Origin of the sequence: Lysobacter sp. 2RAF19 (assembly GCF_052115395.1) — a bacterium.
GTDB lineage: Bacteria > Pseudomonadota > Gammaproteobacteria > Xanthomonadales > Xanthomonadaceae > Noviluteimonas.
This window is the reverse complement of record NZ_JBFRGO010000002.1, coordinates 810234-823301: the sequence shown is the minus strand read 5'-3', so window position 1 is coordinate 823301 and position 13068 is coordinate 810234. Positions and strand designations below refer to the sequence as shown.

The window sequence follows — 13068 nt, the reverse complement described above, 5'->3', positions numbered from 1 at the left end:
CGATGGCCGCCGCCGGCCCGGTGTTCGCGATCGGCCTGACCGGCGGGGTCGCTTCGGGCAAGAGCGCGGTGGCCGCGGCGTTCGCCGAACGCGGCGTGGCCGTGGTCGATGCGGATGTCGCCGCGCGCGAAGTCGTCGCGCCGGGGCAGCCGGCGCTGGCGGAAATCGCGGAGGCCTTCGGTGCGGATGTCCTGCAGGCCGATGGGCAACTGGATCGGGCGGCCTTGCGTCGCCACGTATTCGGCGACGACGCCGCGCGTCGACGCCTGGAAGCGATCCTGCATCCCCGCATCCGCGTGATGCTGCACGAGGATGCGCAGCGCGCGTCCGGGCCCTACTGCATCGTCGCGATTCCGCTGCTCGCCGAAGGCGGCGGGCGCGCGGCCTATCCGTGGCTGGCGCGGATCCTGGTGGTCGACGTGCATCGCGACATCCAGATCGAACGCGTCATGCGTCGCGATGGCATCGATGCGGTACTCGCCCAACGCATGCTCGCGGCGCAGGCGAGCCGGCAGGCGCGCCTTGCGATCGCCGACGACGTGGTGGTGAACGACGGGACCATCGACGCGCTCGATGCGCACGTCGCGGCATTGGATGCGCGCTACCGCGCGCTGGCTGCGTTCAACCGCTGACCCACAACCCGCGGATCGCCGCGATGCCCTGCGCGCCATGTGCGCGCGCAACCGGGATGTCCTCGAAGCGCATGCCGCCGATCGCGTAGATCGGCAGTGCGACTTCTTCGCGCATCGCCGCGAACCCGTCCCATCCCAGCGGCACCGCCTCCGGATGCGTCGGAGTCGCCGCGATCGGGCCCAGCACCGCGAAGTCGCAACCGATCGCTTCGGCGCGCCGCAGGTCCTCGAGGGTGTGGCACGACGCACCGACGCGTTGTTCCTTCGGCAAGGGCCGCGCATCGAGCGCAGCCAATTGCGTCGAACGCAGGTGCACGCCGATGTCCATCGCCTGCGCGAGCGCGATATCGCCGTTCACCAATACATCGGCGCCGTGCCGGCGGCAGGCATCGACCGCAGCTTCGACCAGCGACGCCCAGCGCGTCGGCGGGCAATGCGGCGCGCGCAGTTGCACGCGCCGGATGCCGGCCGCGAGCGCGGCTTCGAGAGCCTCGAGCCACGCCGCATCCGAACCATTCGGCGCCGGCGTGACGAGATAGCGATCCGGTTGCAGCAGCGCGGCGACGACGGGGATGTCGGCCGACGGCATCGCATACGCGCCGAGTGTGTGCGGCGGCGCCCAGGCGAGCGCCTGCCCTTCGTGCCCTTTCACCGTGCCGCGCCAACTGGCGACGAGGCGCACGTCCAGGCGCAGGCGTTTGTGCGGGTAACGCTGCGGCACCGCGATCACCGGCTCGCCGCAGGTGATGTCGATGCCGAGTTCTTCGTGGAGTTCGCGGGCGAGCGCCGCTTCGGGCGACTCGCCGGGTTCGCGCTTCCCGCCGGGGAATTCCCAGAGGCCGGCGAGATCGCGGCCTTCGGTGCGGCGGGCGAGCAGGATGCGGCCGGCCTTGTCGCGGATGACCCCCGCGACCACCTCGACCGGCCCACCCATGTCAGGCCAGCTGGCCGTGGCAGTGCTTGTACTTCTTGCCGCTGCCGCAGGGGCACGGATCGTTGCGGCCGACACGGTCGGTGCGACCGGGCGGCAGCATCTCGAGCGAGGTCTGCGTGCCGGCGGCCAGCTGCGCGGCCTCTTCGTCTGCGCCCAGCCCGCCCATGTCGGGGTGCTGGAACTGCATCTGGCGGGCCATCGCTTCGGCGCGCGCGCGTTCTGCGGCTTCGGCCTGCGCGATCTCCGCCTCGTCGCGGATGCGCACGCGGGCGAGCAGCGAAACCACTTCGCGCTTCACCTTCTCGAGCATCTCGCCGAACAGCTCGAAGGCTTCCTTCTTGTATTCCTGCTTGGGCTGCTTCTGCGCGTAGCCGCGCAGGTGGATGCCCTGGCGCAGGTAATCCATGCGGCCCAGGTGTTCCTTCCAGTTCTGGTCGAGCACGTTGAGCATGATGTGCTTTTCCAGCATGCGCATGTTCTCGGGGCCGATCTGCGATTGCTTGTCGGCGAACATCTGCTCCAGGCGGCGCTGCACTTCGGCGGCGATGCCTTCGGCGTCGATTTCCTTGCGCGAGGCGACGAAGGTCGCGATGCCGGGCTCGAGGTTGAACTCGTTCTGCAGTTCGGCGTCCAGGCCCTGCAGGTCCCATTGCTCATCGATGGAGTTGATCGGCACGAAGCGCGCGACCAGGTCGGCGACCACGTCCTCGCGGATGCCGGCCACGTTCTCCTCGACGCTCTCGGCATCGAGCAGTTCGTCGCGCTGCTGGTAGATGACCTTGCGCTGGTCGTTGTTGACGTCGTCGAAGTCGAGCAGGTTCTTGCGGATGTCGAAGTTGTGGGCCTCGACCTTGCGCTGCGCGTTGGCGATCTGCTTGGTCACCAGCGGGCTTTCGATGATGTCGTCTTCCTTCAGGCCCATGCGCGCCATGACGCGCTGCACCCAGTCGGCGGCGAAGATGCGCATCAGGTTGTCTTCGAGCGACAGGTAGAAGCGCGAGGAACCCGGGTCGCCCTGGCGGCCCGAACGGCCGCGCAACTGGTTGTCGATGCGGCGCGATTCGTGGCGTTCGGTGCCGACGATATGCAGGCCGCCAGCCGCCTTTACCGCTTCGTGGCGCTGCTGCCAGGCTTCGCGCACGCGGGCCTTGTCGGCGTCGGACGCGTCTTCGCCCAGCGCCGTGAGTTCGGCTTCCAGCGAACCGCCGAGCACGATGTCAGTACCGCGGCCGGCCATGTTGGTGGCGATCGTCACCGCGCCCGGACGACCGGCGTTGGCAACGATGTGCGCTTCGCGCTCGTGCTGCTTGGCGTTGAGCACTTCGTGCGCGACGCCGGCTTCCTGCAGCTGCTCGGACAACAGCTCGGACACCTCGATCGACGTCGTGCCGACCAGCACCGGCTGGCCCTTGGCGTGGCACTCCTGGATTTCCTTGACCACCGCGCGGTACTTGCCGGGGCGGTTGAGGAACACCAGGTCGGATTGATCCTTGCGGACCATCGGACGGTGCGTGGGAATGACGATGACTTCCAGGCCATAGATGTTCTGGAATTCGTAGGCTTCGGTGTCCGCCGTGCCGGTCATGCCCGAAAGCTTGCCGTACATGCGGAACAGGTTCTGGAAGGTGATCGAGGCGAGCGTCTGGTTCTCGCGCTGCACCTGCACGCGTTCCTTGGCTTCCACCGCCTGGTGCAGGCCGTCGGACCAGCGGCGGCCCGGCAGCGTGCGGCCGGTGAATTCGTCGACGATGACCACTTCGCCGTCGCGCACGATGTAGTCGACGTCGCGCTGGTAGATCGCATGCGCGCGCAGCGCGGCATTGAGGTGGTGCACGACGTGGATGTTCTGCGCGCCGTACAGCGCGTCGTCGTCGCCCTTCAGCACGCCGGCCTGGCGCAGCAGGTCTTCGACATGTTCCATGCCCGCTTCGGACAGGTGGACCTGCTTGCCCTTCTCGTCGACGAAGTAATCGCCTGCGCCTTCCTCTTCCTTCTGGCGCGTCAGCTCGGGGACGATGGCGTCGACGGCGGCGTACAGATCCTGCGATTCGTCGGCCGGGCCGGAAATGATCAGCGGGGTGCGCGCTTCGTCGATGAGGATCGAGTCGACTTCGTCGACGATCGCGTAATGCAGGCCGCGCTGGTAGCGGTCTTCCTTCGCCAGCGCCATGTTGTCGCGCAGGTAGTCGAAGCCGAATTCGTTGTTGGTGCCGTAGGTGATGTCGGCGCCGTAGGCACCGTGCTTGTCCGAGTGCGGCATGCCCGGATACACCACGCCGACGGTGAGGCCGAGCCAGTTGTACAACTTGCCCATCCACGCCGAGTCGCGGCGCGCGAGGTAATCGTTGACCGTCACCACGTGCACGCCCTTGCCTTCGAGCGCGTTGAGGTAGGTCGGCAGCGTGGCGACGAGCGTCTTGCCTTCGCCGGTGCGCATTTCCGCGATCTTGCCCAGGTGCAGCACCATGCCGCCGATCAACTGCACGTCGTAATGGCGCATGCCCATCACGCGGCGCGAGGCTTCGCGGCAGACGGCGAAGGCTTCGGGCAGGATCTTGTCGAGCGACTCGCCCTTCGCGATGCGTTCCTTGAACTCCGGCGTCTTGGCCTGGAGCTGCGCGTCGGACAGCGCCTGCATCTGCGGTTCGAGCGCGTTGATCTTCTTGACGATGCCCCCGAGCTGGCCAAGCAGGCGTTCGTTACGGCTGCCGAAAACGCGGGTAAGCAAGCTGTTGAGCATCGTGGGACACCAATTCCGGGAAGTGGGCCGGGCCTGCCAGGGGAGGCGTCCGGCAACAAAAAAGGGCGCGGGGCGCCCTTTGTACGGCAACGCGGCATTGTAGCTGGGGTCCGTCGCTGCGCCTATCAAGCCCGCATGTGACCGGGCGCAGCGTTCGGAGTTCCCCGCCCCGGATCAGCCCTGCGTGGCGGAGCGGTTGCCGTTCTGGCCCAGGAACTTGCGCGGATTCACGACGCGGCCGTTGTCCCACACTTCGAAATGCACGTGGGCGCCGGTGGAACGGCCGGTGGAGCCGGCCTTCGCGATCTGCTGCCCGGCGCGGACGAGGTCGCCGACGCGGCCCAGCAGGCGCGAGTTGTGCGCGTAACGGGTGACGTAGCCGTTGCCGTGGTCGATCTCCACCACGTTGCCGTAGCCCGAGCGCACGCCCGAGAACGAGACCACGCCGTCGGCGACGGCGAGCACGGGATCGCCCACCTTCGCCTTGAAGTCGATGCCCTTGTGGAACTGGTGGCCACCGACGATGGGGTCGGCGCGACCGCCGAAGCCGGAGGTGATGTAGCTGTTGGCGATCGGATCGCGCGAGGGGACCGCGTTGCGGTCGAGCTCGCGGTTGAACAGCAGCGATTCCATCACGGAGAGCTGCTGGCCCGACGCCGCATATTCGTGTTCGAGCGAAGCCAGCTCGCGCTGGAGCTCGTCGCGGGGCATGTCGCGGACCGCGTCGGCACCACCGGTCGGGACCGGCTGTTCGAAATCGAACTCGCCGTCGTCGAGCTGGCCGGCGCGCGTGAGGCGCTCGCCGAGGGCGTTGAGGCGGTTGGCCTGGGCCTGGAGTTCGCCCAGGCGCGCGGCGAGTGCGTTGATTTCACGTTGCGAGTTCGCGCGGGTCGCGGCGAGCTCGGTTTCCTGCTTGTGGACCTTGGCCTGCAGGTGGGCGTTGTAGGCGCCGGCAACGCCGACGCTGGCGCCCAGGCCCAATGCAAGGCCCGAAGCGAGGAGAATGCCGGCGGCGACACCCGGACGGCGCTGCGCGCTGTCGGAAAGGCGACCCACCAGGCCGGTCGGCTGTCGGTGGCGATTGTTCAGTACGATCTTGAAGCTCATGTCGATATCGGATCCCAAGTCCAGCAAGCCAAAGCCTGCACGCGCAAATCGAAACGCGGGTCCGCAAGCGCCCATGGAGGCGTTGCTCGCGGACGTCGCTTTCGATCCCCTGCGCCGTGCCTTGTGGCTTGACGCGCTGGATCAGCGGTTGCGCCCTTCCCTGCCCCCCGGGCTCGCTCCGCATGCGCGGGTGGCGAACGTCGACGGCGGCAGGCTCGTCTACGTCGTGGATGCGCCGTTGTGGCGGGCCAAACTGCGGCTCGTCGCACTGCAACTCCTCGACGCGGCCCGATCCCTCGGGCTCGAAGTGACTGAGCTGGTCGTCAAAACGACGACCCACCCGTTCCAACCACCTGAGCGACCGGAACGGAAAGTCACAACGATGTCGGCGGCTGCGAAAGAAGCGTTGCAGTCCGCGCTGGCGTCCCTCGTGGATCCCAAAGACACGGGTTCCAAAGACTCCTGACTCTGGCCGATCGCCCTCCCCGAGTACGTTTGCACGGGAGGCCTGTTTCGGCTTGGAGGGGATGCTACCCCGCCCCTTGCCCCTCATTCGCTAACGAATCATTCCGAATTCGTTAAGAGCGCGTTAAACCGAACAATCCGGTTCACAGATCGATCACCGAGGTGACTGCGCTGTCGGATCGGGCTGAGGGTTGGCGTGAGGGTTCGCGCCGGGGGTGACCGCCGGTCAGGCGATGGCAGGGTTGCCGTAGACCACGGGCGCTGCGGCCGGGTCGTCGAAGGTCACTTCGTCCCATGCCGAGGCATCGGCCAGGAGCGCGCGGACCAGCTTGTTGTTGAGCGCGTGGCCGGATTTGAAGCCTTCGAACGCCCCGATGATCGGGCGGCCGGCCAGATAGAGGTCGCCGACGGCGTCGAGGATCTTGTGGCGCACGAACTCATCGGCGTAGCGCAGCCCGTCGTCGTTGAGGACGCGGAACTCGTCGAGCACGATCGCGTTGTCCATCGAGCCGCCCAGGCCGAGGTTGCGCTCGCGCATGAACTCCAGGTCGCGCATGAACCCGAAGGTGCGCGCACGGCTCACTTCCTTGACGTAGGACGTGGTGGAGAAGTCGACCTCCGCGCGCGACTGCGCGGCGGGAATGGCCGGATGGTCGAAGACCACCGTGAAGCCGATGCGGAAGCCGTCGTAGGGCTCGAAGCGGGCGACCTTGTCGCCATCGCGCACTTCGACGGTCTTGCGGATGCGCATGAAACGCTTGGGCGCCGATTGCTCCGAAATCCCGGCCGATTGCAGCAGGAACACGAAGGGGCCGGCCGAGCCGTCCATGATCGGCACTTCCGGCGCCGACAGGTCGACGTACGCGTTGTCGATGCCCAGGCCCGCGAAGGCCGACATCAGGTGTTCGATCGTCATGACCTTGCCGCCGTTGGACGACAGGCCGGTGCACAACATCGTCTCGGTGACGAGCCCGGCGTCGGCCGGAATCTCGACGACCGGATCCAGGTCCACGCGCCGGAAACGGATGCCCGTATCGACGGCGGCCGGCCGCAGCGTGAGATAGACCTTCTCTCCGCTGTGCAGGCCCACGCCGGTCGCGCGGATCACGTTCTTGAGGGTGCGTTGGGGCAGCATCGTGTGCGTGCGGTCTGGACTCTTCGCACCTCGAACCGAGGCGGGGGGATTCATACGGGCTGCGCCGGTGGCGCAGCGGCCGCAAAGGGTACCACGCTGACTGCTGAACGCTTTGGCAAACGGGGGATGGACCGTCCCGTGGACGTGCCTTGTGGGTGCGCCCCTAGGGTGCGCCGGGTTCGACGAAGACGTGCCCGAAAGAGGTCGGCCGGTAGGGTCCGGCCGACCGAAGGACACGGCGCGGGGCCTGGCGCAGCCCCGCGCTTCTCAGCCGTTGTGCTGCTCAGTCCGCCTGGCGGCGCAGGAACGCCGGGATGTCCAGGTAGCTGCTGTCGCCACCGAAGTCCGCCGCGGCCGGCTCGCTGCGATTGCCGCGCAGGTTGCCCGAGGTCGCATTGGAGAAGTTCGGCACGACCGGTTCGTTGAGGTTGGCCATCGCGTCGAAGTCCGGCTGGCCCGTCGTCGCGTTGCGCACCAGCTTGATCGGCGAACGCACCATCGTCTCGCGGCCCTGGTAGGCCGTGCCGTGTTCGCGCGTCGGCAGGGCCTGGCGCGAAACCGCACGATTCAGGCCGGTGGCGACGACGGTGACGCGCACTTCGTCCTGCATTTCCGGATCGAGCACGGTGCCGATCACGACCGTCGCGTCTTCCGAAGCGAAGTTCTCGATCGTGCGACCCACTTCGTCGAACTCGGCCATCGTGAAGTCCGGGCCGGCGGTGATGTTGACCAGGATGCCGTTGGCGCCGGAGAGATTGACGTCGTCGAGCAGCGGGTTCTGGATCGCCGATTCGGCCGCGGCCTGCGCGCGATCGTCGCCGCGCGCCGCACCCGTGCCCATCATCGCCAGGCCCATTTCGGACATGACGGTGCGCACGTCGGCGAAGTCGACGTTGATCAGGCCCGGACGCACGATCAGGTCGGCGATGCCCTGCACGGCGCCGAGCAGCACGTCGTTGGCGGCACGGAAGGCCTGGATCATCGTGGCGTTGCGGCCCAGGACGGTGATCAGCTTTTCGTTCGGGATGGTGATCAGCGAGTCGCAATGCTGGCCGAGTTCGTCGATGCCCTTGAGCGCCACCTGCATGCGGCGGCGGCCTTCGAACGGGAAGGGCTTGGTCACCACCGCGACGGTGAGGATGCCCATTTCCTTGGCGAGCTGCGCGACCACGGGCGCCGCGCCCGTGCCGGTGCCGCCGCCCATGCCGGCGGTGATGAACACCATGTCCGAGCCTTGCAGCGCGTCCATGATCCGTTCGCGATCTTCCAGCGCCGCCTGGCGGCCGACTTCCGGATTCGCGCCGGCGCCCAGGCCCTTGGTGACGTTGGAGCCGAGTTGCAGCTGCAGCTTCGCGCCGCAGTTCTTGATGGCCTGCGAGTCGGTGTTCGCCGTGATGAATTCCACGCCGTCCACGCTGCTGTTGACCATGTGGGCGACCGCGTTGCCGCCGCCGCCGCCGACGCCGACGACCTTGATCACCGCGTTCGGGGCCATCTTTTCAACGAGTTCGAAATGCGCCATGTCCGTGTCCTCTTATAAGTGTTTTATGAACTACGTAATGCTTGTTGCAAAAATTGTCTTCGCCGTCCCTTCCGCCTTGCCCGCCTTCCTCAGAATTCGCCGCGATACCAGTTCTTCAACTTGTTGAAGAACGAGCCTGCGCGGCCCGCCGAGATCGACGGCCTGCGCGGGTTTTCGATCTGGCTGCCCATCAGCAGCAGCCCGACCCCCGTGGCGTGCACGGGATTGCCGACGACTTCGCCCAGGCCGGTGACGTGCTGCGGAATGCCCACGCGCACCGGCATCTGCAACATTTCCTCGGCGAGTTCGACGACGCCTTCCATCTTCGAAGCACCGCCCGTGAGCACCATCCCGGCGCGCACGTGCTGCTCGAATCCACTGCGGCGCAGTTCGGCCTGCACCATTTCGAAGATTTCCTCGTAACGCGCCTGCACCGCCTGCGCGAGCGAATGGCGTGGCAGGCGGCGCGGCGGACGATCGCCGACGCTCGGCACCTGGATGCTTTCTTCGGCGGTGGCCAGCTGCGCGAGCGCGCAGGCGTAACGCACCTTGATCTGTTCGGCTTCCGGCGTGGGCGTGCGCAGCATGTGCGCGATGTCTTCGGTGACCTTGTCGCCGGCGATCGGCAACGAGGCCGAATGCGCGATCGCGCCCTGCACGTGGACGGCGATGTCGGTGGTGCCCGCGCCGAGGTCGACGAGCACGACACCCAGCTCGCGTTCGTCGGGCGTCAGCACCGCCGTGCTCGATGCGAGCGAAGCCAGGATCAGATCATCGACCTGCAGGCCGCAGCGCTGCACGCACTTGCTGATGTTCGCCGCCGCCGATTGCGCGCACACGACCAGGTGCGCGTGCACTTCCAGGCGCACGCCGGTCATGCCGACGGGATTGCGGATGCCTTCCTGCGAATCGTCGAGCACGTAGTCGCGCGGGATCGCATGCAGGATGCGCTGGTCGGCGGGAATCGCAACGGCCTTCGCCGCTTCGAGCACGCGGTCCAGGTCGGCGTAGGTGACTTCACCGTCGCGGATCGGCGCGATGCCCTGCGAGTTGCGGCACTGCACGTGGTTGCCGGAGATCGAGGCGTAGACCGAGCGCACTTCGCAGCCGGCCATCAGTTCGGCCTCTTCGACCGCGCGCTGGATCGACTGCACGGTCGATTCGATGTCGACCACCACGCCGCGCTTGAGCCCGCGCGATTCGTGCGAGCCGATGCCGATCACCTCGATCGGGCTGCCCGGCGAGTATTCGCCCACCAGCGCCGTGACCTTCGACGTGCCGATGTCGAGGCCCACGATCAAGGATTTGTCGCCTTTGCGGTTCATGTGTTTCCCTGCGAATTCGTGACGGGTGCGGCCGCGGCGGCGGCCGGTGCATCGGCCCACTGCAATGCGAACCCGTTGGTGTAGCGGAGGTCGGCGCGACGCAACAGCCGTTGCGGTTGCGCCGTCAGTTGCGGAAGCATCCGTGCGAAGCGGTCCAGGCGCGGGCGCGCATCGCTGCGGCCGACGACCACTTCGGTGCCGTCGTTCAACACCAGCGACCAGCTGCCGCGCGCATCCAGCGCGAGCGAACGCACGTCGTGGCCGGTGCTGGCGAACAGTGCGCGCGATTCGTTGTAGAGCGCGACCACGTCCTGCACGCGCGCGTCGGGCCCGGCGAGTTCCGGCAGGCTGGCCGGCACGCGGATGCCCTTCACCGGGAACAGGCGGCCGTGTTCGCTGAGCAAGCGATCGGTGCCCCAGCGCGCGAACGGACGATGTTCGATCACCTGCACTTCCAGCACGTCGGGCCAGTGCTTGCGCACTTCGGCGCGCTCGACCCACGGCAGGCGTGCGACGGCGTTCTGCGCCGCTTCCAGGTCGACGGCGAAGAACCCGCGTTGCGCATACGGCAGCACCGTGGCGCGCAATTCCGATTCGTCGACGTTGTGCAACGTCCCCTGCACGCGCAGCGTACGCAGCGGCCAACGCTCGGACGCGACCCAACCGTTGAGCAACGCAACGACCGGCAGCACGACCAGTGCCACCGCCAGGGTCCACGCCAGGATGCGCAGCAGTGCGTTCACTTGCGCGCACCTCCGTCGCGGTCGAGCGAGGTTTCGAGGATCCGCCAGCACAATTCTTCGAAATCGATGCCGACCTGGCGCGCGGCCTTGGGCACCAGCGAATGCGAGGTCATGCCCGGCGCGGTGTTTACTTCGAGCAGGTAGAACTTGCCGCTCGCGCGATCGCGCATCACGTCCACGCGCGACCAGCCGCTGCAATCCACCGCCTTGAACGCGGCGACCGACAGGCGGCGGATCTCGTCTTCGGCGTCGCCATCCAGGCCGGGGCACACATACTGCGTGTCTTCGGCGACGTACTTGGCGTGGTAGTCGTACCACTGGCCCTTGGGCACGATGCGGATCGAGGGCAGCGCGGTTTCGCCGAGGACGGCGACCGTCAGCTCGTCGCCTTCGATCAGCTGCTCCATCAGCAACTCGCCGCGCGCTTCTTCGTCGATGTAACGCTTGGCGAGTTCGACGGCGGCGTCGAGGTCCTTCTCTTCATACACACGCGAGACGCCGACGCTCGAACCTTCCGCGGCAGGCTTCACGATGACCGGCAGGCCGATCGACATCGCAGCGGCGTGCACATCGGCGCCCTTGCCGAGCTGCACGTACTTCGGCGTGGGCAGACCCAGCGACAGCCACACCTGCTTGGTGCGGATCTTGTCCATGCTCAGCGCCGAGCCGAGCACGCCCGAACCGGTGTACGGCACGTTCATCGCATCGAGCAGGCCTTGCAGCACGCCGTCTTCGCCACCGCCGGCATGGCCGTGGAGGATGTTGAACACGCGCGTGAAGTGCTTGTCCTGCAATTCGCGGATCAGGTTCGGAATGCCGTCGACCGCATCGGCGGCGACACCGCGCGCACGCAGGGCCTCCAGCACGTTGCGGCCGGAGTCGAGCGAAACCTCGCGCTCGGAACTGGTGCCACCCATCAGCACGGCGACGCGGCCGAACACGGCCGGGTCGGTCACGCGCAGCGGGGGGAATGTCTGGTTGCCGCTCACTTCATTGCTCCTTCGAAACCTTGCGTTGCGATCTGTTGCGCCGCCGCGCCGATATCGCCGGCACCCATCAGCAACAGCAGATCGCCGTCCTGCAACACATCCGGCAACACGGCCGACAACTCGCCCGCCCCGCCGACGACGATCGGATCCACGCGACCACGCGTGCGGATCGCACGCGCCAGCGCCTTCGCATCGGCGCCCGCGATCGGCGCTTCGCCCGCCGGATAAACCTCGGTCAGCACCAGCGCATCGACCGTCGAGAGCACCGCCGCGAACTCGTCGAACAGATCGCGCGTACGGCTGTAGCGATGCGGCTGGAACGCGACGACCAGGCGCTTGTCGGGCCAACCGCCGCGCGCAGCGGCGAACACCGCTTCGAGTTCCTTCGGGTGGTGGCCGTAGTCGTCGACCAGCTGCACGGTCGCGCCTTTTTCAGTGCGCAGCTCGCCCAGCAGGTTGAAGCGGCGGCCGATGCCTTCGAACTTCTTCAGCGCGAAGGCGATCGCGTCCGGCGCAACGCCCAGCTGCCAACCGATCGCCGCCGCGGCCAGCGCGTTCTGCACGTTGTGCCGGCCCGGGAGCGCGAGCTCGACCGGCGTGCGCGACCCATCGGGCAGGTACAGGGTGAAGTGCATGTTCGGTCCGATCTGGCTCACGTCTTCGGCGCGCACGTCGGCCTCTGCAGCGAAGCCGTAGGTCATCACGTGGCGCGGCGTGTTCCTGGCCAGCGTCGCGACTTCCGGATCGTCGATGCACAGCACCGCGAGCCCGTAGAACGGCAGGCGATGCAGGAATTCGGCGAAGGCTTCCTGCACCTTGGCGAAGTCGCCGCCGTAGTTCTCCAGATGATCGGCGTCGATGTTGGTGATCACCGCGACCGCGGGATTCAGGCGCAGGAAGGAGCCGTCGCTTTCGTCGGCTTCGGCCACCAGCCACTGGCCGCCGCCAAGGCGCGCGTTGGCGCCGGCGGCGAGCAACTTGCCGCCGATGACGAAGGTCGGGTCCAGCCCGCCTTCGCCCAGCACGCTCGCGGCGAGCGAGGTCGTCGTGGTCTTGCCGTGTGTGCCCGCCACCGCGATGCCGCGGCGGAAGCGCATGAGTTCGGCGAGCATCTCGGCGCGCGGCACGATCGGAATGCGCTGCGCGCGCGCTTCCATCAATTCGGGATTGTCCTTGCGGATCGCGCTGGAGACCACGACGCAATCGGTGTCGAGCACGTTCGCCGCGCTGTGGCCGCGGTGCACCTTCGCGCCGAGTTGCGACAGGCGCCGCGTGACGGCGTTGTCCGCGTTGTCGGAGCCCGACACCTGGTAGCCCAGCGTGCACAGCACTTCGGCGATGCCACTCATGCCGACGCCACCGATGCCGATGAAGTGCACGCGCGGATAGGCCTTGGCGAGATCGCCGGTGGCCTGCAGGCGGCGGTGGACGTTGGCCATCATGCCGCCTCCCTGTGCGTCTGGTCGAAGCGCGCGA

At 67.5% G+C, this 13068-nt stretch carries 10 protein-coding genes and 1 pseudogene; 2 read left to right on the top strand and 9 right to left on the bottom strand.

Annotated features, from left to right (window positions below; all coding sequences use genetic code 11):
* Positions 1-2 precede the first annotated feature (2 nt).
* The gene (gene coaE / locus AB4059_RS10725; RefSeq protein WP_498978884.1) at positions 3-632 is read left to right on the top strand and encodes a dephospho-CoA kinase; all 630 of its coding nucleotides are present in this window, start codon (positions 3-5) and stop codon (positions 630-632) included.
* Here coaE and AB4059_RS10720 read toward each other — a convergent pair.
* The 3 genes from AB4059_RS10720 to AB4059_RS10710 all read right to left on the bottom strand — a co-directional run bounded on the left by AB4059_RS10720 (position 622) and on the right by AB4059_RS10710 (position 5413).
* Entirely contained in the window at positions 622-1566 is a 945-nt protein-coding gene (locus AB4059_RS10720; protein WP_498978883.1) for a Nudix family hydrolase, read from the bottom strand. The genes coaE and AB4059_RS10720 overlap by 11 nt on opposite strands.
* Position 1567: 1 nt before the next feature.
* Positions 1568-4306 (bottom strand): preprotein translocase subunit SecA, encoded by a 2739-nt coding sequence (gene secA / locus AB4059_RS10715; RefSeq protein ID WP_498978882.1) that lies wholly within the window; start codon positions 4304-4306, stop codon positions 1568-1570.
* Positions 4307-4480: 174 nt separating this feature from the next.
* Positions 4481-5413, bottom strand: a complete 933-nt coding sequence (locus AB4059_RS10710) for a M23 family metallopeptidase (protein ID WP_498978881.1) — start codon at positions 5411-5413, stop codon at positions 4481-4483.
* Here AB4059_RS10710 and AB4059_RS10705 point away from each other — a divergent pair.
* Positions 5412-5879, top strand: a complete 468-nt coding sequence (locus AB4059_RS10705; RefSeq protein WP_498979064.1) for a DciA family protein — start codon at positions 5412-5414, stop codon at positions 5877-5879. The genes AB4059_RS10710 and AB4059_RS10705 overlap by 2 nt on opposite strands.
* Before the next feature lie 225 nt (positions 5880-6104).
* Here the strand turns inward: AB4059_RS10705 and lpxC are convergent, their stop codons facing one another.
* From lpxC to murC, 6 genes and pseudogenes are all read right to left on the bottom strand, one after another.
* Positions 6105-7013: a UDP-3-O-acyl-N-acetylglucosamine deacetylase gene (lpxC, locus tag AB4059_RS10700; protein WP_036169406.1), complete on the bottom strand. Its 909-nt coding sequence runs from the start codon at positions 7011-7013 to the stop codon at positions 6105-6107.
* Between the two features lie 283 nt (positions 7014-7296).
* Entirely contained in the window at positions 7297-8535 is a 1239-nt protein-coding gene (gene ftsZ / locus AB4059_RS10695) for a cell division protein FtsZ (protein WP_498978880.1), read from the bottom strand.
* Between the two features lie 89 nt (positions 8536-8624).
* On the bottom strand, positions 8625-9860 hold the full coding sequence (gene ftsA / locus AB4059_RS10690; protein WP_036169410.1) for a cell division protein FtsA: 1236 nt from the start codon (positions 9858-9860) through the stop codon (positions 8625-8627).
* A 59-nt stretch (positions 9861-9919) separates the two neighbouring features.
* Positions 9920-10603, bottom strand: a pseudogene (locus AB4059_RS10685) (cell division protein FtsQ/DivIB); the annotation flags it as partial.
* On the bottom strand, positions 10600-11592 hold the full coding sequence (locus AB4059_RS10680; RefSeq protein WP_498978879.1) for a D-alanine--D-alanine ligase: 993 nt from the start codon (positions 11590-11592) through the stop codon (positions 10600-10602). The gene AB4059_RS10680 and the pseudogene AB4059_RS10685, both read right to left, overlap by 4 nt.
* The gene (gene murC / locus AB4059_RS10675; RefSeq protein WP_498979063.1) at positions 11589-13031 is read right to left on the bottom strand and encodes a UDP-N-acetylmuramate--L-alanine ligase; all 1443 of its coding nucleotides are present in this window, start codon (positions 13029-13031) and stop codon (positions 11589-11591) included. Before murC ends, AB4059_RS10680 begins: the two co-directional genes overlap by 4 nt.
* Positions 13032-13068 lie beyond the last annotated feature (37 nt).